Raw genomic sequence first — 23,092 nt, 5'->3', positions numbered from 1 at the left:
CTCCGTCAATGAATAATATGAAACAGCCTGATAGTATCAGAGATTGCGAAACTTGCGAACCAATTTAGCCACCGGTTCTTTTTGACCTGTTGAAATCACGTGATAAAATACCTTCATCATGATCAGCCCTTCCCCCATCCATGAGAGGTGAGATGAGCGACGATCCCTATGCCGCACTTGGCGTGGCCAAAGATGCCAGCGACGCTGAAATCAAAAAAGCGTATCGGCGTATTGCCAAGGAATGCCATCCGGACTTGAAACCCGGGGACGCCGAGGCCGAAGCCAAGTTCAAGGCCGCCGCCGCGGCCTATGATCTGTTGAAAGATCCTGAGACGCGCAAACGCTATGACAATGGTGAGATTGATGCCTCGGGACAGGAACGCCCGCAACAGCAATACTATCGCGATTACGCCGAAGCTGCCGGCAACCCCTATCGCGGGCAGGCGACGGACCCGGACGACATGTCGGATATCTTTGCTGAATTCATGCGGGGTCGCGGCGGATTTGGTGGGCAAGGCGGCCGCGAGTTTCACGCGCCCGGCCACAATCTGAACTTCACGCTTCAGATCAGCTTTCTGGATGCGGTATTCGGCGCCAGCCAGAAGCTGACCCTGCCGGATGGGGACCGGATCGAAGTCAAGATACCCGCAGGGATCACAAGCGGTCAAACCATTCGCCTGCGGGGCAAGGGTGCCGCTGGCTATGGTGAGGGGCCGCGCGGCGATGCGCTGGTGACAGTATCAGTCGCGGGTCATCCGGTATTCGACCGTCAGGGAAATGACATTCACATCACGCTGCCCATCACGATTGATGAGGCGGTGCTGGGCGGCAAAGTGGCGGCGCCCACGATCGATGGGGGCGTAAACGTGACCGTTCCGGCCGGAACCAGCAGCGGCAGAACCCTGCGCCTGCGGGGTAAGGGCGTCAAGAAGCGCGGCTCGGCCGAACGGGGCGACCAGTTGATCGAGCTGACCATTTCAATGCCCGATCAAATCGATGATGAGTTGAGGCAATTTATGGATTCATGGCGAGAAACCCACCGCTATGACCCACGCAAAGGAATGCCGTCATGACCCGCACCCTGACCGAAGAGGAACTGATCACTGCCGTAGCCCGGCTGACTTCGACCCGATTGACAGAATATCTGGCTGCCGAAATCGTGATCCCCGAACAAACAGATCGCGGATTGGTCTATCACAGCCTCGACGTTGCCCGGCTGGAGTTGGCCTGCGAGTTGCACGACCAATACGAAATGGAGGCAGACGCAGTGTCGATGATGATTTCCCTGATCGACCAGATGCATGGGTTGCGCGCAGAACTTCGAGAGGTCCTGAACGCCGTCGCAGCGCAGCCAGATCCGGTTCGTCAGCAACTGATCAAAGTGATCGGCACCGCGAGATTTGGGTGAGAGCGGCCTAATTGTCGACCAGATATTCTTCGGGAACAAAGAATGTGTAATCTCGGTCGGCAACCGCCTCGTGGCAATCGTGGCAATACGCAACTGCGTTGGCGCGATCCCCCATCGTGTCCCCAAACAATGACCCATCCGGCATGACCATGATATAGCGCCAGTCAGCCGTAGCAGGGTTGGCGCCCTCGGCCAGTTTCTGCATGACGAACATCGCGCCGGGATGGCTTTTCCCCTCATCCGTAACGGTCACGCTGTCCTTGGCCAGCACAGACCCCACCGGAAGCTTTTCGCCTTCCGTCAGGGTTGCATAATTATACGCCATCCGGTTTGCATAGCTGTTCACAAATCGCCGACCATGGGTTTCAGATATATAGGGCGCATCGTTGTACAGCGGCCAGTTTTGGTAATTCAGAAGCAAATCCAACTGCGCTGCGGCATAGCCGCGTGCCATCCGGCGCTGCAACGAGTCATAAATTTCACGCGCGTCGTCCTTGGTCAGATCAGCCGGATTTTCGATAGCCAGATGAGCATCCTCATCATTTGACTGCGCAACAGCATCAGTTACGGCGACGGCCGCACAAGCCAAAACTAAAACAAAACTAAAGTACGGGATTTTCAATCGAAACATCATAGAGATAACCCAACTCGTAACCTGTTATGCCGCAATCGGCACACGGAGCTGAAATACAAGGTAGCCGCCGTGAACGAATTTGCCACATGCCAGCCACCGAACTCACCCTATTGTGCGCAAGTGAGCCTGGTGCATCCACACCTAGCCTCTGAAACATATCAAATTTTGCATTCTATAGACAGCGCCCCAAAAATTAATTTTGCGATGCGCCGTCTATTCAGCCGCTTATCCGCGGTCGAGACCGGCCTCGGCCTCAATCTGCTTGCGCGATTTACGGGCGCGTTCGGTGGCCGATTTCAGCTGACCGCAGGCCGCCATAATGTCCTCGCCCCGCGTCTTGCGGATGGGCGAGGCATACCCGGCCTGATAGATGATATTGGCAAAAGCCCGAATACGATTGTTCGAGCTGCGCTTATACGGCGCGCCGGGCCATTCGTTGAACGGGATCAGATTGATCTTAGCCGGGATTTTGTGGCGCTTGATATGTTCGATCAGACGATGCGCATCCTCATCGCTGTCATTCACACCATCAAGCATCACGTATTCAAACGTAATCCGTTCCGAATTGGAAACCTTGGGATAGCTGGCCAAAGCCTGCAGCAACTCTTCGATATTCCAGCGTTTGTTGATCGGCACCAGCACATCGCGGACTTCATTGGTCGTCGCGTGGAACGAAATTGCCAGCAGGCAGCCAATTTCCTGCGCGGTACGCGCGATCTCGGGCACCACGCCCGATGTCGACAGGGTAATCCGGCGGCGAGACAGCGAGATACCTTCGGGGTCCATCGCGATTTTCATCGCGTCACGGACGTTCTCAAAATTGTAAAGAGGCTCGCCCATACCCATCAGAACGATGTTCGACAGCAGGCGGGTTTCGTCCTTGGGCGCTCCCGGTACCGGCCACTCGTCAAGATCATCCCGCGCCATCATCACCTGACCGACAATTTCCGCCGCCGTCAGGTTGCGCACCAGTTTCTGCGTGCCTGTATGGCAGAAGGAACAAGTCAGCGTGCAACCGACCTGAGACGAGATACACAGCGTGCCGCGATCGTCCTCGGGAATATAGACCACCTCGACCTCATGCCCGCCAGCAATACGGACCAAATACTTGCGTGTGCCATCCTCGGACACTTGTCGGGTCACAACCTCGGGGATTTCGATCACGAAATGCTCGGCCAGCTGGGTGCGATAGGCTTTGGCCAGATTGGTCATCTCGGCAAAGTCGCGCACACCCCATTGGTAAATCCACTGCCAGATCTGGCCCGTGCGCATCTTGGCCTGTTTTTCAGGCGTGCCGTGTTCGATCAGGGTCTCGCGCAGGCGATCCCGGGTCAACCCGACAAGGTTCACCTTCCCCTCCGGCAATTTGCGGGGGATGGTCATGACGTCTTGAGTGATCGGCGCTTTGGGCGACATAGGTGGGTCTCGAAGATTCTGGCTTGGAATGCGCCTCTATATAGGACTGCGCGCAAAGATCAAAAGAATTCGTCGCGCCTAATTTACAAAACGCAGCAATTCGTCAATCCGCAGGCGCCCCAATTCAATCCGGCAAGAGGTGATACCAATGCCGGTTCCCGACCCACCACCAAAAGACGCGCCGACCGCCTCGCACTGCGCATCACGATACCCGACCCAGGCGCTTTGCGCCGCCTCCATCGCAGGCGCCGCGCTTGTCCGTCCGGTCACCTCGTCCAACGCGTTGGCTGCATCCATGGCAAAGCCAAAACTATTGGTCAGCGCGGCCTCAACCCCCGCTTCCATACTGGCTACGCAAGATCCGATTTCGACTTGTGAACTTGCGTTCGTGCATTCCATTGCAGGATCCGCCACAGCCAACGTGGGGGTTAAAACAGCCAGTATCACCAAACGCATGACATACTCCTCGAAGGTCGTTAGACTAACGCATTCAGCTTAGCACAGCGACGCCAGAGGTTACAAAAAACCGCGGGGGATCAACCCCGCGGTCATTCGAACTCCTATGCCGCCCGGACGTTTCCAGGCCAGCCGTATTGGATCACGCACCTGCTGGTGGAATAAAGCAATCCTCGGCGTCCAGCGTTTTGACCGGATCGTTTGGCCCACATTGCTCTCCCGAAACCGGGTATGTCTCAGCGGATTTATCACAAGCGCTCAGCAATACGACGGCGGTCAGCACAAACAGGCCCAAAACTTTCTTCTGCATCGATGCTCTCCTTTTCTCTCTGCTTGAACCGATTAGTTCAGTATTTCAGAGCGCGGAGCATTGACGCAGATCAAATTTATAGATGACGTTAAGTTAAGCTATGAAGGAGGGCGGCCCTATCCTGCGAAACTGGCACCATTTTGCAAGCCGGGCCACTGCCCGAGCGCTGGCGCGCTCAGTTGGTACAGCGTTTCTCGGCGTCGTCTAAAGCGGCTGTGAAACCCAGCAATGAGAAAGTATCTTTGGTCTGAGTGCCGCGCTCGGACCGGGCGGTCAGCACTGCTTCGGTACCGCTTTTCATGGCAGCGATTACTTTTTGGTCATCACCCTCTGACGCGGGCCAGGCCCATTCGCCTTCGGTGCTGAATTCGAAGCTGTTTCCGTCGATGGATACAGATACGGTCGATCCCGCGGCAAACGGATAGCCCCCGGTGAATGAGACGCGCCCCTTCACATCGGGATCAGGTCTGAACACGACAAACAGCAGGATGTCGCTGCGCCTCACCGAAACAACGCGCCCGCCGCGCGTGTTGACGGTTTCATCCGGCGTTGCAACGCTCCAGCATTCGGTTGGGTCCTCTTCCACAAACACACTCCAGTCGGTGTTTACGGACACTCTATTGGTGCTGTCTGCCTGCTGAGCGGTAGCAGCCGTTGTCATCCCTGCCACGCACAGGCCCGCGATTACGCGGACGAGCTTTGATCCCATCTGTCCAGCCTCCTAGCTCGACCTAATACCTCATACCCACCGGAAAGGCTCGCGAACCCTGACGGTTCGTCTGTAAGTTGCGTCTTCCGGTGATTGCCGACATACACACACTATCGCAAGTTTCGCCATAGGCGAAAGGGCGGTTGGCAGTTTTTTGCGCATGTTTAGGAGGGTCCCGATGACGCAGCCTGTAGCAATGACCGAACTATGGCGGGGGCCTTTACTGGAAAGCCTGCATCTGGGACATGCGGTTATCTGTGATGACACGGGTCAAATCGTGCGCAGCTGGGGCGACCCGGAGGCGATAATCTACCCCCGGTCTTCGGCCAAGATGATACAGGCCCTGCCGTTGATTACATCTGGGGCGGCCGCGAAATACGGGCTGAACAGCGAGCATCTGGCATTGGCCTGTGCCTCGCATAACGGCGCGCATATTCACACAGACAGGGTAACGTCCTGGCTGGACCATCTGGGCCTGGCTGAAACCGATTTGCGCTGTGGGCCGCAAGAGCCTCAGGATATGGCGGCGCGCGACGGGCTGATACTTGCCGACGACACGCCCTGTCAGATCCACAACAACTGCTCGGGCAAACATAGCGGGTTTTTGACGGTAGCACAGCATATGGGTGCCGGGCCGGAATATCTTGAAATCGACCACCCGGTTCAACAGGCCTGTTTGTCCGCGCTGGAAGAAACCACCGGCGAAACCAGCCCCGGCTATGGCATCGATGGCTGTTCCGCCCCGAACTTTGCCACCTCGCTGGTGGGGATGGCACGGTCGATGGCGTGGTTTGCCTCGGCGGCGGACCGGTCGGACCGGGCCAGCGATGCAGCACAACACCTGACCGCGGCGATGATCAAACATCCCGAGCTGGTGGCCGGAGAGACGCGCGCCTGTACCGAGCTGATGCGCGCCATGAACGGGCGCGCCGCGATCAAGACCGGGGCCGAGGCCGTATTCATCGCCATCATCCCTGAAAAACGCATGGGCGTCGCGCTGAAGATCACCGATGGCGCCACCCGTGCCAGCGAATGCGCCATTGCAGCCATTCTGGTCAGCCTCGGCGTGCTGGAGGCCGATCACCCGGCCACCCGCACCTTTATGAACGCCACACAATACAGCCGTCGCGGGCTGGAATGTGGCGTGATCCGACCCGCACCGGGTTTCCCCGGCTAGGGCCGCTACATCTCAATCTCGTGAATCTCGGCCACCTCGACCGAGCCTGACCCGTTCACGACCATAGGGCATCCCTTGGCCATCTCGTTGGCGGCGTCGATGCTGTCGGCTTTGATCACCGTAAAGCCGGAGACCGGGTTTGCGCCGCCATTGTCGACCACACCGCCCGAGCTGACGGTATAGGACTGGCCCACTGGGTTGCCGGGTATTTCTAGTGACGGACCCAAATTCTGAAACCACGCGCCCCAGGCGGCCATGGTTGCTTCGACTTCGGCCGGGTCCGATGGCGTGGTCCCGCCGTGATAGACAAACAGAAACTGTGGCATCTCTTTCCTCCCAGATGAAAACTTATTGCACCAGACCGGCCAGCTTGTTCAGCGTCGAGGTCCAGCCTTTTTCGTGGTTTGCGGCGATCTCGTCATCGCCCAGGTCGCGGTGATCGACCACCAGCCGAGCGCCGCCGCCTGCGGCTTCGATCCGCAGCGTTACATGGCTTTCGGCCCCGCGCTGATCCTGATCGTCATGCCAGCCCCAGGTGAAGCCAACCGAATTGGGCGGATCGACATGGGTCACATGGCCCGAGACCTTGAACCGCTGGCCCTCGCCATTCTGCATGACCGAATACCACGGACCAACGCGCGAAAAATCGAGAGTATGTTCGGGCACATGCACCCCTTCGGGGCCCCACCATTGCAACAGCCGTTCTGCGACAGTGATCCACGCAAACAGATCCTCTGGCGGTATCGGGAACGTGCGCTCCAGCTTTAGATCGGCCATGAGGTATCCCTTTCAATAGCATCGCCCAGACGATCCAGACTGCTTTCCCAGAATTGTCGTTTCGAAATGGTCCATTCCGCGATTGCGCGCAGACCTTCGGGGCGGATCGAATACATCCGCTGGGTGCCCTGCACCCGTTGCCGAACCAGCCCGGCCTCACGCAAAACCTTCAGGTGACGCGAGACCGCAGCACCCGACATGCCGCGCCCTTCGATCAGGTCGCCCGCGGGCTGCTCTCCGTCCTGCATCAACTGTTCAACGATGGAAAACCGCGTGGCGTCGGACAAGGCGAAGAATGTGGTCAGAAGCGTACTCATGACCACTGTTTAACACTTTTGTTAAATAAAGGGAAGCCCCGGCTTTCAGGCTTGGGAAAATTCCTGCCGCGCATAGCCCTGCAGATACAAAAGCGCGGTCAAATCGCCATGGTTGACGCGCACTTCGCATTGTTCCGCGACCGAAGGCTTTGCATGCAGCGCAACCCCGGTTCCGGCCCGGCCCAACATACCCAGATCATTTGCCCCGTCACCCACAGCGATCACATCGTTTTCGGACAGGCCCAGACGCTTGGTAATCTGTTCCAGCGCGTCGACTTTGGCCTGTCGTCCCAGAATCGGTCGCTGCACATCGCCGGTCAGCTTGCCGTTTTCGGCCAGCAGAGTGTTGGCACGGTTTTCGTCAAACCCCAATTCACTGCCCACCTTGGCAGTAAACGCCGTGAACCCGCCCGAGACCAGCGCCGCATAGCCGCCATTGGCGCGCATCGTCGCGACCAGCTCCTTGCCGCCGGGCATCAAGGTGATGCGTTCGGCCAGAACCTTGCCGATCACAGCCTCATCCAACCCTTTCAGCAACCCGACCCGTTCGGTCAGCGCGCCTTCGAAATCCAATTCGCCATTCATTGCGCGGGCTGTGATGTCCTTGACGCGGTCGCCGACACCGGCCTCATCCGCCAATTCGTCGATGCATTCCTGCTGGATCATGGTGCTGTCCATATCCGCCAACAGCATCTTTTTGCGCCGCCCCTCGGCAGGCTGCACGATCAGGTCAACGCCAAGCTTCTGCAAATCACCCCAGACATCCCACTGGTTGCCCGGAAGGTCCTGCAGCGCGAACTCTGCCGCCTCATCCGGGCTGAGCCAGATGATCTCGGCCCCGCCCCAGGCATTCCGCAACGACTCGACCAGTGCCAAATCCAGCGCGCGCGTTTCGGGATTGGTCAACAGGGTGGCAACATACATAGTCTATCTCCGGCGAATTCACCTGCGATTAACGCAGATAGCCCCCGATCGCCAGAAGACAGTTTGTCCGCAGCAACCTCTGGCACATCATGCGGACAGAACGGCGACCGATTGCGCCATTCAGGGCTTTACCAGCACGCCATTCCAAGACAGATTCGCCAGGACTGGACAGAAAGGAACTCGGTAAATGGGCAACCTGCTTTACGATCGCTTGTTTGGCATTCACGCGGGCAAAGAGACGCCTTTCCTGCATCTGCCCAACGGTCAGGTGCTGACCCATTCTGATTTCCTGGACATGGCATCTCGGTTGGCCAATACCCTAATCGGCTTTGAGCTCGAACCCGGACAACGAGTTGCGGTTCAGGTGGAAAAGTCGCCCGAAGCGCTTGCGCTGTTTGCTGCTTGTGTGCAGACCGGTCTGGTTTTTCTGCCACTCAACACTGCCTATACGGTCAGCGAACTGAGCTATTTCATCGAAAACAGCGGCGCTGCGCTGGTGGTCTGCGATGATGTAAATAGGGCTGGTTTGGCACCCGCCGCCGCCGCCCATAAGGCACGGCTTGAAACGCTAAACGCTGATGGATCCGGCAGCCTGATGCGGCGTGCGCTGGGTATGCTGCCTGCTTTCGAGCCGGTCAACCGCACCGAGGATGATCTGGCCGCCTTCCTGTACACGTCCGGCACGACCGGCCGATCCAAGGGCGCGATGTTGTCACAGGCCAATCTGCTGTCGAATGCCGAAACATTGGTACGGGAATGGCGGTTTACCGACGATGACGTGTTGCTGCATGCTCTGCCAATCTTTCACACTCATGGGCTGTTCGTGGCAACCAACGTGGTACTGGCTTCGGGCGGGTCGATGATCTTTCTGCCGAAATTCGATCTGGATGAGGTACTGCGGCATTTGCCTGATGCAACCGCGATGATGGGGGTTCCGACCTTCTACACCCGTCTGTTGGATGACGACCGGTTCACCGGCGATCTGGCATGTCATATGCGGCTGTTCATCTCGGGTTCGGCGCCAATGCTGGCCGAAACGCATCAGCAGTTTGAGGCCCGCACCGGGCACCGCATTCTTGAACGCTACGGTATGACCGAGACCAACATGAACACCTCGAACCCCTATGACGGTGAACGCCGCGCCGGATCCGTGGGGTTCCCCTTGCCGGGCGTTGAGCTCAAAGTGACCGACTCTGAGACGGGTGAAACCTTGCCACAGGGCGAAATCGGCATGATCGAGGTGCGTGGCCCCAACGTCTTTCAGGGCTATTGGGAAATGCCCGAGAAGACCGCAGCAGAGTTGCGCGAGGACGGGTTCTTTATCACCGGCGACCTTGGACGTGTGGACGCGGACGGCTATGTCCATATCGTCGGACGCGGCAAGGACCTGATCATCTCGGGCGGGTACAACATCTATCCCAAAGAGGTCGAACTGGTGCTGGACGACCAGCTCGGTGTTCTGGAAAGCGCAGTTATCGGCGTGCCCCATCCGGATTTCGGCGAAACCGTGTTAGGCCTGTTGGTAGCCGAACCAAACAAGTCGCCCGACCTCGAGGCCATCATGGCAAGCGCACAGACCCAACTGGCGCGATTCAAACATCCCCGCAAGCTGATAGTTCTGAACGAATTGCCGCGCAATACGATGGGCAAAGTGCAAAAAAACGCGCTACGCGAAGCTTACAAAGACCTGTTTACCGAAGACTAGGTCTCAGCGGCGCGCGCCCCTGTGCGGTCAGCAACCAGCAATCACGGCCCTCGAACACGGCAGTGGCCAACGGATGACCATAGCCCGCGCCCGCATCCAAATTGATCCGATTGCCGCAATGTTCCGCCGCATCCACAGGGGTGTGACCATGCACGATCAGCCAGGGGTGCGGGCCAGATTCAACCAAAAATTCCTGCCGTATCCAAACCAGGTCATCTTCGGATTGCTGCGACAGTGGAAGACCGGGCCTGATGCCAGCGTGGACGAACAGCAGCTCATCCTCTTGATGGTAAACTGGCAAAGCGTTGATGAAATCCAGATGTACTGGCGGTACGGCGGCACAGGCCCGTTCATGGACCTGATAGATGCGGTCATTGTCCGTGACTTCAACCCCGTAGGAGGCCAGCGTTTCCCGACCACCCAGCCGTGGGTTCAGCCAGTTCAGCGTGACGGGCAGTTGCTTATCTGCAATTTCGCGCTCTTGCACGAAGCGAGCCATCATACGGTCGTGGTTGCCCTTGACCATTACCCAGTTGCGCCCCGCCTTTTGGCCTTCGATCAGCAGGTCCAGCACGGCGCGGCTGTTCGGGCCTCGGTCGACATAGTCACCCAGAAACACAATCTTTGCATCTGGCCCGCCATCGGCCTCGATCCGCGACAGCGCAACCTGCAGCATGCCGAGCTGGCCGTGGATGTCACCGATTGCATAAATTGGCGAGGACATGGAAAACCCTAAATCAACAGGAACACCCTGCTTGTGACGCGTCTTGGCGGCCGGGAAAAGAAAATACCCACGCCTTGGAAGACGCGGGTATGAAGTGTCTCAGATATTCAACACCGCCTCAGGCAACGTCGAACTCCAGCGGTTTGATTTGCGTGAACAGGCCGGTTTCGGCCAGCTTTGCCCGCGCCTCGGCTGGTACGGGTTCATCGACATAAAGCAAGGCGATCGCCTCCCCCCCTGCCTCGGCGCGTCCGAGGGTAAAGTTCGCGATATTGACGCTGTGCTCACCCATGGCCTGACCTAACGCACCGATGATACCCGGCACATCTTCGTTCGTGGTATAGAGCATGTGCGCGCCCACCTCGGCGTCGATATTGATGCCTTTGATCTGAATGAAGCGCGGCTTGCCATCGCTGAACACGGTGCCACCGATGGAACGCTCGCGTTTCTCGGTCACGACGGTCACCTTGATATAGCCCTCGAAGGCACCAGACTTGTCCTGATTGGTGGTCGAAATCTGAATTCCACGTTCCTTGGCCACAACCGGAGCCGAAACCATGTTCACCTCGGGATTGAACTTTTTCATGATCCCGGCGACGGCCGAACAGTTCAGAGCGGCAAGGTTCATTTCCGACGCAACACCATCATAGAGGATGTTGATCGCCTTGATCGGCTCATCCGTCATCTGACCGATGAAACCGCCCAGATGCCCGGCCAGTTTGATCCAGGGCCCCATGACCTTGGCCTCTTCCGCCGTCACGCTGGGCATGTTCAGCGCGTTTTCCACCGCGCCGGTCAGCAGATAGTTCGAGATCTGCTCGGCCACCTGCAGCGCCACGTTTTCCTGCGCCTCGGTCGTGGCGGCACCCAGATGCGGGGTGCAGACGACATTGGGCAGGTTGAACAGCGCGTTGTCCTTGGCCGGTTCTTCGCTGAACACGTCAAAGGCGGCACCGGCAACGTGACCGGATTGCAGAGCCTCGGCCAGCGCCTCTTCATCGACCAAACCGCCACGGGCGCAGTTGACGATACGCACGCCCGGTTTGGTCTTGGCCAGATTCTCGCGGCTCAGGATGTTGCGAGTCTGATCGGTCAGCGGCACATGCAAGGTGATAAAATCGGCACGCGACAGCAGCTCATCCAGTTCAACTTTTTCAACACCCATCTTGGCGGCTTTCTCTTCGCCCAGATAGGGATCATAGGCGACAACCTTCATTTTCAGGCCCAGGGCGCGTTCGCAGACGATCCCGCCGATATTGCCCGCACCAATGACGCCCAAGGTCTTGTTGGTCAGCTCGATCCCCATGAACTTGGACTTTTCCCATTTGCCCGCATGGGTCGAAGTACTGGCCTCGGGGATCTGCCGCGCCACGGCGAACATCATCGCAATCGCGTGCTCGGCTGTGGTGATCATGTTGCCAAAGGGCGTGTTCATCACGATGACGCCCTTCTTGCTGGCGGCATCCTTGTCGACATTGTCGGTGCCGATGCCGGCGCGACCTATGACTTTCAGCTTGTCCGCATGTCCCAACAAGGTCGGCGTGACCTTGGTGGCCGAGCGGATGGCAAGACCGTCATACTGGCCAATCACTTCGGCCAGTTTATCTTTGTCCTTGCCCAGATCGGGCATGAAATCCACGTCGATGCCGCGGTCGCGGAAAATCTGAACAGCGGTTTCACTGAGTTTGTCAGAAACGAGTACTTTGGGAGCCATGTCTGTGGTCCTTGAATGTAGTGAGATGTCCGGGCCTGAGGCGGCCCGGTGAAGATTGGGAAAGATCAGGCGGCTTCAGTTTGTGCTGCGAGCTCAGCCTCGAAGGCCCAGGCTAGCCAGGGCAACATCGCTTCGATATCCGAAGTTTCGACCGTGCCGCCGCACCAGATACGCAGACCCGCAGGTGCGTCGCGATAAGCCCCGATATCCAACGCGATATTCTCGGCCTCCAACCGCTTTGCAACGGCCTTGGCGAAGGCTGCGCCGTCCCGAATGCGCGCATCGGTGAATTTCAGACAGACAGACGTATTCGACTGCGTCGCCGGGTCGTCAGCCAGGTTGGCGATCCAGTCATTCTGCTCGCAGAACGCATGCACCGCACCGGCATTCGCATCGGCCCGGCCAATCAATCCCTGCAGACCACCAACCGAGCGCGCCCAGCCCAATGCCAACAGATAGTCCTCAACCGCCAGCATCGACGGGGTGTTGATCGTGGCGCCAGTAAAGATACCATCGATCAGCTTACCGCCCTTGGTCAGGCGGAAAATCTTGGGCAATGGCCATGCGGGGGTATAGCTTTCAAGCCGCTCCACAGCGCGCGGGGAAAGGATCAGCATCCCATGCGCCGCCTCTCCGCCCAGAACTTTCTGCCAGCTAAACGTGGTCACATCCAACTTGTCCCACGGCAGGTCCATCGCGAAGGCCGCCGAAGTCGCATCGCAGATCGTCAAACCCTGACGGTCATCCGCAATCCAGTCACCGTTTGGCACCCGCACGCCCGAAGTCGTGCCGTTCCATGTAAAGACCACGTCATGGAAGAAGTCGACCGAGGCCAGATCGATGATCTGCCCATAATCGGCTGTTTTCACTTCGGCGTCGATTTTTAGCTGCTTGACCACATCCGTGATCCATCCCGAGCCAAAGCTTTCCCAGGCCAGCATCTCGACCTTGCGTTCACCCAACAGCGACCACAGCGCCATCTCAACCGCGCCGGTGTCAGACGCGGGAACGATGCCGATCTTGTAATCTGCTGGAATGCCCAGCACTTCACGCGTACCTTCGATGGCCGCTTTCAGCTTGTCCTTGCCAACAGCAGCGCGATGCGAACGGCCAAGCGCTGCGTCAGCCAGTTTGGTCAGGTCAAATGTGGGGGGTTTGGCGCAGGGCCCCGAGGAAAAGCGCGGATTTGCCGGCCGCGTTTCAGGTTTGCGCACGGCGTCATTCGATGCCGGTTGTTCGATAGTCATGTGTATTACCCTTCCAGATACACGCCCCTCGTTGGGGAGGGGTGTCCCACGGACAGAGCTAGGGTGCAGACGCAGCATCAACAAGCGAAAAAGACTCATTAGAAATCAAAAACGACAGGTTTTTATGCGCAAGTTGGGGGAGCGCGTTTCCGATAGGCGCAATTTCGTCACCGGCTCAGCGCATCGTCCTTGTTGCCTATCAGGTCAACCGAACGGCTTCACCCGTTGCCAGCGCCTGTTGTGCCGCCAACCCCATACGAACGGCCCACAGACCATCCTGCAGCGTCACATCCGGCGCGGCGCGCTCGCCTCGAACAAGCGCAAGGAACCCCTGATGCTGGTAATAGGTCGAGCCATTGTGATCCCCGGCGGCCAGCAAGCGCGGGTCAACGGGGATGTCTTGTGACACCGGCCCTTTTGGATTACGCGGGCTGACAATGACCTGCGGCACCGGCGGGTCACCCAGATGATCGGGCCAAAAGCGCCCCGGCCCCGGCACCAGCGCCTCGATCTTGGCCTGCGGTCCTGTGGCCGAGATTTCCTCTTGGTACCGCGATCCTTCGGCGAACATGCACAGTTCCAGCATCGCCCGCGTGCCGTTGGCGAAATCAACCAGAACATAACCGTGATCCAGAATATCCGGCATTTCCCCATCATAGCTTTCGTCCAGATGGTTTACCGCCTGCCCACCGCTGGCGGTGATCCGCACCGGATCGGACCCAAGGATCAGCCGCATCAGGTCGAAGAAATGGCAGCATTTCTCGACAAATGTGCCGCCGGTATTGCGGTTGAACCGGTTCCAGTTGCCGACCTTTTCCAGAAAGGGAAATCGATGTTCCCGGATCGTCAGCATCTGCACCCCGCCGGTGGATTGGAGCCCTTTGATCAAAGCGGCAATCGGAGGCATATAGCGATATTCCATCGCCACCCAGATTGGATGGGGATAGTCACGCTGCACCGTTTCCAGCCGCGCCGCATCCTGCGGATCGGTAAAAAGCGGCTTTTCCACCAACAGGGGCAGTGGGCGCATCGCCGCGATGTCGCAGATTTGATCTACATGCAGGTGGTTCGGGCTGGCGATAACCAGGCAATCCAGATCCTCGATCGCCAGAAGGTCAGCCACTGATCCCACCATCACAGCCTCCGGTGCAATCTCGTGCGCGGCGCGGGCCATCTGCGGGTCGGGCTCATAGATCGCCGCCACCCGCGTGCCATCCAGCAGAGCGATATTGTGCAGGTGCTCCTGCCCCATCATGCCGCATCCGATCAGCCCGTAATTGATGGTCCGGGTCATGCGCGTTTCCTTTTACTTCAAGCGTTGAACATAGGTGGCCCGATCCGGATCGAACCAAGTTTTAGAGAATTCGACGGGTTCGGCCTGTTCTGACCAGCTAAACCGCTCGATATACCCGACGGTCTGCCCAGCGGGCTTGGTGAAGCCCGTCGGTGTCCAATCGGGCAGCACCGCGATTGAAACCCTGTCTTCGGCCCGCGTGATCCAGAACCCCAACTGCTGCTGATAATAGCGATACAGCGAGTCAGACAGCAGGTCGCCGTCGATCAAACCCACTGATTCGTCGAGCCATATCTCTTCGACCGCGATGATTGTGTCATTCAAATAGCGCATCCGGCGCACGCGCGACCCCGTGGCCGCGGCTCCGAAACCGGGCAGATTGGCAGGCTTTTCCAGATGATCGACCGACAGGATATCCGCGCTTGGCAAACCGCCCCCTTCGGGCAGCTCAAGCCGAAACATCGCATAGACGCTGTTTTGCGTTCCGGTCTCACGGATGTAATTGCCCGAGCCCTGAATGCGTTCCAACATCCCTTTTTTCTCAAGCTCGGACAGCGATTTTCGCAGGGTTCCGACCGAGACATTCAGGTCCGCCGCCATGTCCCGTTCCGGCGGCAGGCGCTCACCGTCAATCAGACGGCCGGCCGCAATATCGCGGATCAGCAGTTCTGCAATCTGAACATATATCGGCAGGGCATTGGGGTTTCGGCTTGAGGGGGGCACGTCGGGGCGCTTCGATTGGTCACAGGAAAAATTGATACACTATTGATCTACATCAATGTGATTGCTACGCAAGAGAAAAAGCAAATCCATTGCGGAGACCGACTCAGATGACGATCGTCCCAATCACCTCCCCCGATCTGAACGCGGCCGAGGTCTCGTGGTTTTCGGCTCTGTGTTCGGATGACTATCAGTTTCTGGGGATGCCCGATGGCGATCTGCGGTCCAGCTGGGACCACTGTTCCGCCATCGTGAAAGAGGCCGAGGCACAGGGGTTTCGCAACATCCTGTGCCCGTCATCCTATCAGGTCGGTCAGGACACACTTAGCTTTGTTGCTGGATGCGCACCGATCACCGACAAGATCAACCTGCTGGCCGCGGTGCGTTGCGGTGAAATGCAGCCCATCATGCTGGCCCGCACCATCGCGACGCTGGATCACATGTTGCAGGGGCGCTTGACAGTCAACATCATCTCGTCCGATTTCCCTGGTGAAAAGGCAGACAGCGCGTTCCGTTATCAACGCTCGCGCGAAGTCGTCGAAATCCTGAAACAGGCTTGGACGCGGGATGAGATCAACCATGCGGGCGAGGTCTATAATTTCTCGGGCCTGACCACCGACCCAGCCAAGCCCTATCAGACCGGCGGACCGCTGTTGTATTTCGGCGGCTATTCCCCATCTGCGCTCGAACTGTGCGGAGAGCATTGCGATGTCTACCTGATGTGGCCAGAAACCAAGGATCAACTGGCCGGGCGGATGCAGGCGGTTCATGCGGTAGCCGAGAATTACAACCGGACACTGGATTACGGCTTGCGCGTTCACATGATCGTTCGCGACACCGAGGCCGAAGCGCAAGAATACGCGGATTACATCGTATCCAAGCTGGACGACGAATACGGTCGCGCCATCCGCGAACGGGCGCTGGATTCCACCTCGCTGGGTGTGGCGCATCAGGCCAAAAACCGCGATCTGGCGGATGAATACGGCTATGTCGAACCTGGTCTCTGGACAGGCGTGGGCCGGGCGCGGTCTGGCTGCGGCGCAGCGCTTGTGGGCTCCACCGATCAAGTCATGACCAAGATTGAAGACTATCAAAAGATGGGCATCCGCGCCTTCATCTTCTCGGGCTATCCACATCTGGACGAGGCCCGCCATTTCGGTGCCCGCGTGATGCCCAACCTGAAAACCTGCTCGCTGCCCGAGGAATACGGACGCGTGCCCAAAACCACCCCGGCCACCCCGCTGGGCAACGGAGTTCGCCGCTAATGCAACGTGTAAAGCTTTCAGACACGCTGGAAATGAGCCGCCTGGTATACGGAATGTGGCGCTTGGGTGATGACAGTGACACCTCGGCGGATCATGTCGAAGCCAAGATACAAGCCTGCCTGGATCAGGGCATCACCACATTCGATCAGGCCGACATCTATGGCGGTTACGCGGCCGAGGCGGTTTTGGGCAACGCCTTGCGCGCCAACCCGGCGCTGCGCGCGCGGATGGAGATCGTCACCAAATGCGACATCGTTGCGCCGATGGGCCGATACGCGGATGCGAAGGTAAAATATTATGACACATCGCGCGCGCATATCCTGAAATCGGTTGAAACCTCTCTGACCGAGATGGCAATCGACCATGTCGACCTGCTACTGATCCACCGCCCTGATCCCTTCATGGACCACCATGAGACCGGCGCAGCGCTGGACGAGGTCGTGGCCAGCGGCAAGGTGGGCGCGGTTGGCGTATCGAATTTCCGCCCGTGGGACTGGACCCTTCTGCAATCAGCTATGAAGACCCAACTGGTCACCAACCAGATCGAGATCTCGCTGGGCGAAATCCGCCCCTTCACCAATGGCGACTTGGCGTTTCATCAACAGCATGGGCAGCCGGTGATGGCGTGGTCGCCGCTGGGCGGCGGACTGCTGATGGCCGGGAACCCTCCGGTCGGCGTGGTCGCGGATGAGATCGCCGCCGAATTCGGAGTGGACCGGGCCGCAGTGGCCGTGGCCTTCCTTCTGGCACATCCTGCAGGCATCCTGCCGGTGCTGGGCACCAACAATCTGGGTCGGATCAAACAGATTTCGGACGCCTTGAAAGTCAATCTGGATCGCGAGAGTTGGTACCGCCTTTATGAGGCGGCACTGGGCCATGAGGTACCATGATGAATGCAATGTCACAGGACATGAACCATACTTTCATCCCACACAAGGATGACACCCGAACCCTGCGCGATGCGTTTGGCCGCTTTGCCACCGGAGTTACCATCGTCACCTGCAACAGCACGGACGGTCCGGTCTGCATCACTGCCAACAGTTTTTCGTCCCTGTCGCTGGACCCGCCCCTGATCATGTGGGCCGGCGACCGCAACTCGCGCCGCTTCCCCTATTTCCACAAGGCGCGCCATTTCAGCGTTCATGTACTGTCCTCTGAACAGGCCGAGCTGTGTTTCGGCTGCTCGAAAAACGCCTTTGCGTTGCGGGACATCGCCCATGGGCATTGCTCGAATGGCACCCCTCTGCTGCCGGATTGTCTGGCACGGTTTGAATGTGAACAACACGCTTATCACGACGCAGGCGATCATGTGATCGTGGTGGGCAAAGTCCTGAAGGCCAGCATAAGCGATGGAGACGCGCTGACCTTCTATGCCGGAAAACTCGGCCAATTCGCGCAGTCCTAAGCGCGCTCTGACGACTGCGGGACAAACCCGCGGCTGACATAGGGAGGAAACGCATGGGCGGACTGGCAACGATGCTGGCGCCGATTGCATTCGTGAACGAAACCGTGCTGCGATTGGGCCGCGCGGTTGGCGTCGTTGCGATTGCATTCATGGTGACCGCAATCCTGATTCAGGTATTCTTCCGATATGTGCTAGGCAACGCACTGCCCTGGCCGGATGAGGCCGCCCGGTTCTGCATGCTCTGGATGACGGGTCTGATGGCCCCGACCGCATTTCGCCGCGGCGGGTTCGTGGCCATCGACATGGTGCCCCTGATGCTTCCGCGCGTATTGGGACAGATACTGATGCTCGCGCTGCTGTTCGTGTCACTGGCGGTGCTGCTGGTGGCGGTTAAGATCGGCTGGTCCGAAGTGACCGGGTTCGGGGGCAAATTCGCAACCGCCGCATTGTATATTCCCACCTCATTTGGCTTTGACGAATGGTACCGCGTCCCGCGCAGCTGGATGATGGCCTCGCTGCTGGTGGGGGTGGCCCTTCTGATCGTAGTAAATGTTGAGCTGATCCTGCGCGCGATTGTCTCGCTATTGGGGGGCGCAGACCTGCTGCCTGAAATTGCCGACGCACCGGTGGGGGCTGAATAGATGTTGATTTGGTTCCTGCCCACCTTCCTTGTCTTTCTGATGATCGGCCTGCCGGTCTTTTTCGCCCTTTTGGCCGCCCCGGGTATCCTGCTGTGGCTGAATGGCCAATCCAATGACATCACCCTGCTGTACCGCAATGTCTATAACGGCATGGACAGCTTTCCCCTGATGGCAATCCCTTTCTTCATGCTGGCCGGAGAGCTAATGAACCGCGGCGGGATAACCATCCGTCTGGTGGAATTCAGCCAAGCCTTGATGGGCCATTTTCGCGGCGGGTTGGCGCATGTGAACGTGCTCAGCTCGATCCTGTTTGCGGGACTTTCAGGCTCTGCCGTGGCGGATACATCAGCGCTGGGTTCAATGCTGATCCCGGCGATGGAGAAGCAGGGCTATACCCGCAAATTTGCCGCGGCAATCACGGCGGCCAGTTCCGTCATAGGCCCGATCATCCCGCCTTCTGGCATCATGATCATCTATGCCTATGTCATGGGCGAAAGCGTTGCGGCGCTGTTTCTGGCCGGGATCGTGCCGGGCGTAATGGTTGGCGTTGGCCTGATGCTGATGATCAAATTCATGGCCGACAAGTATGATTTTCCCGTTGCCAGCCGCAAATACACATGGGGTGAACGGGGTCAGGCCAGCCTCAAGGCGTTCTTTCCACTGCTGACTCCGGTGATCATTCTGGGTGGTATTCTGGGCGGTATCTTTACACCGACCGAAGCCGCAGCGGTGGCCGTCGGCTATGCCTTTCTGATCGGCTTTTTCATCCTGCGCACCCTGACGCTCAAAGAAGTGCCCGAGATCCTCAGCAATGCCGGCCTGACCTCTGCCGTCGTTCTGCTGCTGGTGGGGGCGGCGATGGCGTTCAAAACCGTGGTCAGCCTCAGCCATGCGCCAGAACAGCTGGCCTCGCTGATCCTCAGCCTGTCGGAAAACCCGCTGATCCTGCTGTTTCTGATCAACCTGCTCTTGTTCGTTGTCGGCATGTTTCTGGATGCCGGGCCTGCGATCATCATTCTTGGGCCGATCCTGGGACCGATCTTTACCAGCCTCGGCGTCGACCCGATCCACTTTGCCATCATCATGAGCGTCAACCTGACCGTTGGTCTGGCCACACCGCCCATGGGGCTGGTGCTGTTCGTGGCCGCCGCCGTGTCGCGCGAAAAGGTTGAAACCATTGCCAAGGCGATCCTGCCGTTTCTGGCCGTCGAAATCATCGTGATCTTTCTGATCACCTACATCCCCGCATTATCCATGACGATCCCGAGGATAACGGGATTTGCCAACTAACTGAGTTCCACAGGGAGGAAACGCATGCTCAGAACCTTTATCAAAACCGCAGCGGTGGCCACGTCGCTGGTCGCCGCATCAGCCATCGCGGCCACGGCAGCGGATTATACGCTGCGCGCCACGGCCAACTCGAACGAAAATGACGAGGATTATGACGGTCTGATCGTTTTCAAGAACTATGTCGAAGCCGCTTCGAACGGCGCGATCGAGGTCGAGCTGTTCATCGGTACGCAGCTGTGTTCGAACGGCGCGGAATGCCTGCAGGGTGTGGCCGATGGAACCATCGACATCTATATCTCGACCTCGGGCGGGGCGTCAGGCATCTTTCCCTATGTCCAGGTCCTCGACCTACCCTACCTGATGGCGGATGACCGGATTGCCGAGCACGTTCTATCCGGCGATTTCACCCGCACCATGCGCGACATGGCGCTTGAGGATTCCGGCGGCGCGATCCGTCTGATGACCATCGGCAACACTGGTGGCTGGCGCAACTTTGCCAACACCCAGCGTCGCGTGGCTGAACCAGCTGATATGGAAGGGTTGAAAATCCGCACCGTGGTCGCTGACCTGCCACAAGAGCTGGTTAAAGCCTTGGGTGCATCGCCCACCCCGATCCCGTGGCCGGAACTGTTCACCAGCTTTCAAACCGGTGTGGTTGAAGGCTCCAAGAACGGCATCACCGACATCATGGGCATGAAATTCCCCGATGCAGGCCTGCAATATGTCACCCTGGACGGCCATGCCTATATGGGCGCTCTGTGGTGGATGAATAACGCCAAGTTCCAGGAGATGCCCGAAGACATGCGCCGTGTCGTGGTCGATGGGTTCTATGCGCTGCAGCAGGCCACCTTTGCCTCACCCAAGCGCAAGTCGATCCAGGCCTATGAGGATTTTGTCGCCGGTGGCGGTGATCTGTACGTGCCGACCCCCGAGCAGAAAGCCGCGTTCAAAGAGGCGGCAACCCCGGTCTACGAGTGGTTCCAAACCAACGTCGGTCGTGGTGATGAGGTCTTCACCGCGCTCACCGAAGCCGTTGCAGCGGCCGAGGCAGACGTCAACGCATCGCGTGACGCGGACCTGAACTAAGCCATTTTGGGTCGGGCGTTTGGCCCGACCCTCACCGAAACGGGTACATCCACCCTTTATAGTCGTTGACCAGAACATGGGCTCTTTCAATCTGCTCCGGCGACATTTTCTTGACCACTTCCTCAAGGCTGATTGCCGCGTCGGGATCGCCGCCAATGGCGCTGAGCGTGTACCACATGTAAGCCCGCACAAGATCGGGCGCAGGCATGCCCAGACCCAGTTCGTAATACCAGCCGATCCCCGATTGTGCGCCCGGATGCCCCTTCATCGATGCGCGCAGATACCATTCAAAGGCCCGTTCATAATCCTGCTCGACTCCAAGACCCAACCCGTACATCACGCCGATCAATTCCTCGGCCTCGGCATTGCCGGATCGGGCGGCGGGCAGCAGTTCCTCGCGCGCGGCCTCGAACGCGCCGGCCTCCATCATGTCACGCGCCTGTTCCAGCTCGGCCAGCGCAGGGGTCGCAAGCATACACAGGGCAAATATAATCTGGCGCATGGGATTGCTTTCCTTTTCGCCGGCGCAGCCGCAGCGCAAGAGCTGCCACGCCCGCTGACCGATGATGATTTCCTGTCCTTTGATATGGAACAGGCCGCCATCGGTCATCAACTGTTTTACGATCCAATCCTGTCGGGCAATCAAAACATCGCCTGCGCCCATTGCCACCATCCCGATTTCGGAACATCCGACGGCCTGTCGCTGGGTATTGGCGAAGGCGGTCAGGGGTTAGGCCCCGATCGCACGCCGGGCACTGGGTCCGACAAAATCCGCAAGCGTATTCCCCGAAATTCGCCCGGCCTTTGGAACCTCGGGGCGAAGGACATCCATACTGTTTTCCATGACGGACGACTGAGTATCTCGGATGTCTATGGCAACGGCTTCAACTCTCCGGCGCAGGAATGGTTGCCCGCGGGATTGAATTCTCTGCTGGCCGCGCAGGCGCTGTTCCCGCTGACCTCGCAGTTTGAGATGGCCGGGAATGTTGCCGAAAACCAGGTGACTGGCGCTGTGCATGACCGGATCGACAAGGGCTGGCCGATTCTGGCGAAACGCGTCCGTACCGACCCGCGATACGGCCCCGCCATGACCCGCGCTTTTGATGAGATCGAAACGCCTGAAGACATCACCATCACCCAGATCGCCAATGCTCTGGCCGCTTTCATGGCCGTCGAATGGCGCAGCACCGACAGCCCGTTTGATCAATATCTGGCTGGGAACACCGATGCTCTGACACCAACCCAAAAGTCCGGGATGGCCCTGTTCTACGGCAAGGCGCGCTGTGCCACCTGTCACTCTGGCCCGCTATTGTCGGATCAGAAGTTCCACGCGCTGGCCCTTCCGCCCTTTGGCCCCGGTCGCACCCGGCAATGGGACCCCAATGTGCGGGACGTAGGGCGCATGGGCGAAAGCGACCAGCTAGAGGATGCGTATCGCTTTCGCACCCCCATGCTGCGCAATGTCGCCCTGACCGCGCCTTATGGCCATAACGGAGCCTTTCCTGACCTCGACAGCATCATTCGCCATCATCTTAACCCGCAGGACAGCCTTGCGCATTGGACTCCCGAGATGGCCGCCTTGCCCAAAGTCCCGTGGCTGCAACAGGTTGATTTTGCGGTGTGGAACGACCGGTTCGAACTGGCGCGACAGCGTCGTCAGGTCGACATCATCCCGATGGAGCTATCAGACGTCGAGATCAGCGAGTTAGTGGCCTTCCTGAACGCCCTGACGGGCACAAGCGTGGACACGCCGCCATTTGGCGTGCCCAAGGGGTTCGAACCCTGATATCAGCCTCTTACTCTGCGGCTTCTTCGTAAGCGTCCATTGGAGGGCATGTGCAGATGAGGTTTCGGTCGCCGTATGCGTTGTCGA

At 58.5% G+C, this 23,092-nt stretch carries 26 protein-coding genes; 11 read left to right on the top strand and 15 right to left on the bottom strand.

Going from position 1 to position 23,092, the window contains the following annotated elements:
• Positions 1 to 152 precede the first annotated feature (152 nt).
• Both AC2FIC_RS15350 and AC2FIC_RS15345 read left to right on the top strand, forming a co-directional pair.
• A complete protein-coding gene (locus AC2FIC_RS15350) occupies positions 153 to 1,073 on the top strand; it encodes a DnaJ C-terminal domain-containing protein (protein WP_496692558.1) in 921 nt (306 codons plus the stop codon).
• Positions 1,070 to 1,408: a hypothetical protein gene (locus AC2FIC_RS15345; protein ID WP_281973035.1), complete on the top strand. Its 339-nt coding sequence runs from the start codon at positions 1,070 to 1,072 to the stop codon at positions 1,406 to 1,408. Before AC2FIC_RS15350 ends, AC2FIC_RS15345 begins: the two co-directional genes overlap by 4 nt.
• A gap of 7 nt (positions 1,409 to 1,415) precedes the next feature.
• Here the strand turns inward: AC2FIC_RS15345 and AC2FIC_RS15340 are convergent, their stop codons facing one another.
• From AC2FIC_RS15340 to AC2FIC_RS15320, 5 genes are all read right to left on the bottom strand, one after another.
• Positions 1,416 to 2,042, bottom strand: coding sequence for a cytochrome P460 family protein (locus AC2FIC_RS15340; protein ID WP_496870190.1), 627 nt, complete (start codon positions 2,040 to 2,042; stop codon positions 1,416 to 1,418).
• A gap of 225 nt (positions 2,043 to 2,267) precedes the next feature.
• Complete coding sequence (rlmN, locus tag AC2FIC_RS15335) at positions 2,268 to 3,458, bottom strand: dual-specificity RNA methyltransferase RlmN (RefSeq protein WP_142637213.1); 1,191 nt, start codon at positions 3,456 to 3,458, stop codon at positions 2,268 to 2,270.
• A 78-nt stretch (positions 3,459 to 3,536) separates the two neighbouring features.
• Entirely contained in the window at positions 3,537 to 3,914 is a 378-nt protein-coding gene (locus AC2FIC_RS15330) for a lysozyme inhibitor LprI family protein (protein ID WP_496692560.1), read from the bottom strand.
• A 142-nt stretch (positions 3,915 to 4,056) separates the two neighbouring features.
• Positions 4,057 to 4,224 carry a hypothetical protein gene (locus AC2FIC_RS15325; protein WP_185956689.1) on the bottom strand — a complete coding sequence of 56 codons (168 nt, stop codon included), beginning with the start codon at positions 4,222 to 4,224 and terminating at the stop codon, positions 4,057 to 4,059.
• Positions 4,225 to 4,399: 175 nt separating this feature from the next.
• Entirely contained in the window at positions 4,400 to 4,933 is a 534-nt protein-coding gene (locus AC2FIC_RS15320; protein WP_142637215.1) for an invasion associated locus B family protein, read from the bottom strand.
• 178 nt (positions 4,934 to 5,111) lie between these two features.
• Here AC2FIC_RS15320 and AC2FIC_RS15315 point away from each other — a divergent pair, with 178 nt between their 5' ends.
• Positions 5,112 to 6,110, top strand: a complete 999-nt coding sequence (locus AC2FIC_RS15315) for an asparaginase (RefSeq protein WP_496677858.1) — start codon at positions 5,112 to 5,114, stop codon at positions 6,108 to 6,110.
• Between the two features lie 5 nt (positions 6,111 to 6,115).
• On the opposite strand, the gene AC2FIC_RS15310 is transcribed toward AC2FIC_RS15315, so the two are convergent.
• The 4 genes from AC2FIC_RS15310 to serB are packed head-to-tail and all read right to left on the bottom strand — an operon-like array spanning position 6,116 to position 8,128.
• Positions 6,116 to 6,436: a YciI family protein gene (locus AC2FIC_RS15310; RefSeq protein WP_496692561.1), complete on the bottom strand. Its 321-nt coding sequence runs from the start codon at positions 6,434 to 6,436 to the stop codon at positions 6,116 to 6,118.
• A gap of 22 nt (positions 6,437 to 6,458) precedes the next feature.
• Positions 6,459 to 6,887 (bottom strand): SRPBCC family protein, encoded by a 429-nt coding sequence (locus AC2FIC_RS15305; RefSeq protein WP_496692562.1) that lies wholly within the window; start codon positions 6,885 to 6,887, stop codon positions 6,459 to 6,461.
• Entirely contained in the window at positions 6,875 to 7,204 is a 330-nt protein-coding gene (locus AC2FIC_RS15300; RefSeq protein WP_496692563.1) for an ArsR/SmtB family transcription factor, read from the bottom strand. The genes AC2FIC_RS15305 and AC2FIC_RS15300 overlap by 13 nt, the downstream gene beginning before the upstream one ends.
• A gap of 45 nt (positions 7,205 to 7,249) precedes the next feature.
• On the bottom strand, positions 7,250 to 8,128 hold the full coding sequence (gene serB / locus AC2FIC_RS15295) for a phosphoserine phosphatase SerB (RefSeq protein WP_496692564.1): 879 nt from the start codon (positions 8,126 to 8,128) through the stop codon (positions 7,250 to 7,252).
• A gap of 187 nt (positions 8,129 to 8,315) precedes the next feature.
• Here serB and AC2FIC_RS15290 point away from each other — a divergent pair, with 187 nt between their 5' ends.
• The gene (locus AC2FIC_RS15290) at positions 8,316 to 9,833 is read left to right on the top strand and encodes a malonate--CoA ligase (RefSeq protein ID WP_496692565.1); all 1,518 of its coding nucleotides are present in this window, start codon (positions 8,316 to 8,318) and stop codon (positions 9,831 to 9,833) included.
• Here the strand turns inward: AC2FIC_RS15290 and AC2FIC_RS15285 are convergent.
• The 5 genes from AC2FIC_RS15285 to AC2FIC_RS15265 all read right to left on the bottom strand — a co-directional run bounded on the left by AC2FIC_RS15285 (position 9,820) and on the right by AC2FIC_RS15265 (position 15,535).
• Positions 9,820 to 10,557 (bottom strand): metallophosphoesterase family protein, encoded by a 738-nt coding sequence (locus AC2FIC_RS15285; RefSeq protein WP_496692566.1) that lies wholly within the window; start codon positions 10,555 to 10,557, stop codon positions 9,820 to 9,822. The two genes, AC2FIC_RS15290 and AC2FIC_RS15285, sit on opposite strands and share 14 nt — an antisense overlap.
• A 118-nt stretch (positions 10,558 to 10,675) precedes the next feature.
• On the bottom strand, positions 10,676 to 12,271 hold the full coding sequence (gene serA / locus AC2FIC_RS15280) for a phosphoglycerate dehydrogenase (RefSeq protein ID WP_496692567.1): 1,596 nt from the start codon (positions 12,269 to 12,271) through the stop codon (positions 10,676 to 10,678).
• A 65-nt stretch (positions 12,272 to 12,336) separates the two neighbouring features.
• On the bottom strand, positions 12,337 to 13,518 hold the full coding sequence (locus tag AC2FIC_RS15275; RefSeq protein ID WP_496692568.1) for a phosphoserine transaminase: 1,182 nt from the start codon (positions 13,516 to 13,518) through the stop codon (positions 12,337 to 12,339).
• A gap of 199 nt (positions 13,519 to 13,717) precedes the next feature.
• A complete protein-coding gene (locus AC2FIC_RS15270; RefSeq protein WP_496692569.1) occupies positions 13,718 to 14,812 on the bottom strand; it encodes a Gfo/Idh/MocA family protein in 1,095 nt (364 codons plus the stop codon).
• A gap of 12 nt (positions 14,813 to 14,824) precedes the next feature.
• The gene (locus AC2FIC_RS15265) at positions 14,825 to 15,535 is read right to left on the bottom strand and encodes a GntR family transcriptional regulator (protein WP_496692570.1); all 711 of its coding nucleotides are present in this window, start codon (positions 15,533 to 15,535) and stop codon (positions 14,825 to 14,827) included.
• 107 nt (positions 15,536 to 15,642) lie between these two features.
• Here AC2FIC_RS15265 and AC2FIC_RS15260 point away from each other — a divergent pair, with 107 nt between their 5' ends.
• From AC2FIC_RS15260 to AC2FIC_RS15235, 6 genes are read left to right on the top strand one after another with little or no spacing between them, the layout of a single operon-like run.
• Positions 15,643 to 16,797, top strand: a complete 1,155-nt coding sequence (locus AC2FIC_RS15260; protein ID WP_496692571.1) for an LLM class flavin-dependent oxidoreductase — start codon at positions 15,643 to 15,645, stop codon at positions 16,795 to 16,797.
• A complete protein-coding gene (locus AC2FIC_RS15255) occupies positions 16,797 to 17,687 on the top strand; it encodes an aldo/keto reductase (protein WP_496692572.1) in 891 nt (296 codons plus the stop codon). Before AC2FIC_RS15260 ends, AC2FIC_RS15255 begins: the two co-directional genes overlap by 1 nt.
• On the top strand, positions 17,687 to 18,202 hold the full coding sequence (locus AC2FIC_RS15250) for a flavin reductase family protein (RefSeq protein WP_185956692.1): 516 nt from the start codon (positions 17,687 to 17,689) through the stop codon (positions 18,200 to 18,202). Before AC2FIC_RS15255 ends, AC2FIC_RS15250 begins: the two co-directional genes overlap by 1 nt.
• Positions 18,203 to 18,255: 53 nt before the next feature.
• Positions 18,256 to 18,843, top strand: a complete 588-nt coding sequence (locus AC2FIC_RS15245; protein ID WP_496689969.1) for a TRAP transporter small permease — start codon at positions 18,256 to 18,258, stop codon at positions 18,841 to 18,843.
• Positions 18,844 to 20,133 carry a TRAP transporter large permease gene (locus tag AC2FIC_RS15240; protein ID WP_142637247.1) on the top strand — a complete coding sequence of 430 codons (1,290 nt, stop codon included), beginning with the start codon at positions 18,844 to 18,846 and terminating at the stop codon, positions 20,131 to 20,133.
• A gap of 24 nt (positions 20,134 to 20,157) precedes the next feature.
• A complete protein-coding gene (locus tag AC2FIC_RS15235; protein ID WP_142637250.1) occupies positions 20,158 to 21,219 on the top strand; it encodes a TRAP transporter substrate-binding protein in 1,062 nt (353 codons plus the stop codon).
• A 31-nt stretch (positions 21,220 to 21,250) separates the two neighbouring features.
• Here the strand turns inward: AC2FIC_RS15235 and AC2FIC_RS15230 are convergent, their stop codons facing one another.
• Entirely contained in the window at positions 21,251 to 21,721 is a 471-nt protein-coding gene (locus tag AC2FIC_RS15230; RefSeq protein WP_496692579.1) for a tetratricopeptide repeat protein, read from the bottom strand.
• 84 nt (positions 21,722 to 21,805) lie between these two features.
• On the opposite strand from AC2FIC_RS15230, the gene AC2FIC_RS15225 reads away from it, so the two are divergent.
• Positions 21,806 to 23,005, top strand: a complete 1,200-nt coding sequence (locus AC2FIC_RS15225) for a cytochrome-c peroxidase (RefSeq protein WP_496870189.1) — start codon at positions 21,806 to 21,808, stop codon at positions 23,003 to 23,005.
• The last annotated feature ends 87 nt before the right edge of the window (positions 23,006 to 23,092 follow it).

Source organism: Ruegeria sp. CDSC079, from assembly GCF_059610505.1.
Note: the sequence above shows the minus strand (reverse complement) of the source record. Positions and strands in the feature narration are given on the sequence as shown.

Excerpts from the sequence above, each read along its gene's own strand:
- AC2FIC_RS15305 (WP_496692562.1), bottom strand. The coding sequence starts at position 6,887 with ATGGCCGATCTAAAGCTGGAGCGCACGTTCCCGATACCGCCAGAGGAT.
- AC2FIC_RS15225 (WP_496870189.1), top strand. The coding sequence starts at position 21,806 with ATGGAACAGGCCGCCATCGGTCATCAACTGTTTTACGATCCAATCCTG.
- AC2FIC_RS15255 (WP_496692572.1), top strand. The coding sequence starts at position 16,797 with ATGCAACGTGTAAAGCTTTCAGACACGCTGGAAATGAGCCGCCTGGTA.
- AC2FIC_RS15260 (WP_496692571.1), top strand. The coding sequence starts at position 15,643 with ATGACGATCGTCCCAATCACCTCCCCCGATCTGAACGCGGCCGAGGTC.
- AC2FIC_RS15230 (WP_496692579.1), bottom strand. The coding sequence starts at position 21,721 with ATGCGCCAGATTATATTTGCCCTGTGTATGCTTGCGACCCCTGCGCTG.
- AC2FIC_RS15235 (WP_142637250.1), top strand. The coding sequence starts at position 20,158 with ATGCTCAGAACCTTTATCAAAACCGCAGCGGTGGCCACGTCGCTGGTC.
- AC2FIC_RS15345 (WP_281973035.1), top strand. The coding sequence starts at position 1,070 with ATGACCCGCACCCTGACCGAAGAGGAACTGATCACTGCCGTAGCCCGG.
- serB (WP_496692564.1), bottom strand. The coding sequence starts at position 8,128 with ATGTATGTTGCCACCCTGTTGACCAATCCCGAAACGCGCGCGCTGGAT.
- AC2FIC_RS15330 (WP_496692560.1), bottom strand. The coding sequence starts at position 3,914 with ATGCGTTTGGTGATACTGGCTGTTTTAACCCCCACGTTGGCTGTGGCG.
- AC2FIC_RS15240 (WP_142637247.1), top strand. The coding sequence starts at position 18,844 with ATGTTGATTTGGTTCCTGCCCACCTTCCTTGTCTTTCTGATGATCGGC.
- AC2FIC_RS15310 (WP_496692561.1), bottom strand. The coding sequence starts at position 6,436 with ATGCCACAGTTTCTGTTTGTCTATCACGGCGGGACCACGCCATCGGAC.
- rlmN (WP_142637213.1), bottom strand. The coding sequence starts at position 3,458 with ATGTCGCCCAAAGCGCCGATCACTCAAGACGTCATGACCATCCCCCGC.
- AC2FIC_RS15315 (WP_496677858.1), top strand. The coding sequence starts at position 5,112 with ATGACGCAGCCTGTAGCAATGACCGAACTATGGCGGGGGCCTTTACTG.
- AC2FIC_RS15250 (WP_185956692.1), top strand. The coding sequence starts at position 17,687 with ATGAATGCAATGTCACAGGACATGAACCATACTTTCATCCCACACAAG.
- AC2FIC_RS15245 (WP_496689969.1), top strand. The coding sequence starts at position 18,256 with ATGGGCGGACTGGCAACGATGCTGGCGCCGATTGCATTCGTGAACGAA.
- AC2FIC_RS15300 (WP_496692563.1), bottom strand. The coding sequence starts at position 7,204 with ATGAGTACGCTTCTGACCACATTCTTCGCCTTGTCCGACGCCACGCGG.
- AC2FIC_RS15350 (WP_496692558.1), top strand. The coding sequence starts at position 153 with ATGAGCGACGATCCCTATGCCGCACTTGGCGTGGCCAAAGATGCCAGC.
- AC2FIC_RS15325 (WP_185956689.1), bottom strand. The coding sequence starts at position 4,224 with ATGCAGAAGAAAGTTTTGGGCCTGTTTGTGCTGACCGCCGTCGTATTG.
- AC2FIC_RS15270 (WP_496692569.1), bottom strand. The coding sequence starts at position 14,812 with ATGACCCGGACCATCAATTACGGGCTGATCGGATGCGGCATGATGGGG.
- AC2FIC_RS15340 (WP_496870190.1), bottom strand. The coding sequence starts at position 2,042 with ATGATGTTTCGATTGAAAATCCCGTACTTTAGTTTTGTTTTAGTTTTG.
- AC2FIC_RS15285 (WP_496692566.1), bottom strand. The coding sequence starts at position 10,557 with ATGTCCTCGCCAATTTATGCAATCGGTGACATCCACGGCCAGCTCGGC.
- AC2FIC_RS15320 (WP_142637215.1), bottom strand. The coding sequence starts at position 4,933 with ATGGGATCAAAGCTCGTCCGCGTAATCGCGGGCCTGTGCGTGGCAGGG.
- serA (WP_496692567.1), bottom strand. The coding sequence starts at position 12,271 with ATGGCTCCCAAAGTACTCGTTTCTGACAAACTCAGTGAAACCGCTGTT.
- AC2FIC_RS15290 (WP_496692565.1), top strand. The coding sequence starts at position 8,316 with ATGGGCAACCTGCTTTACGATCGCTTGTTTGGCATTCACGCGGGCAAA.
- AC2FIC_RS15275 (WP_496692568.1), bottom strand. The coding sequence starts at position 13,518 with ATGACTATCGAACAACCGGCATCGAATGACGCCGTGCGCAAACCTGAA.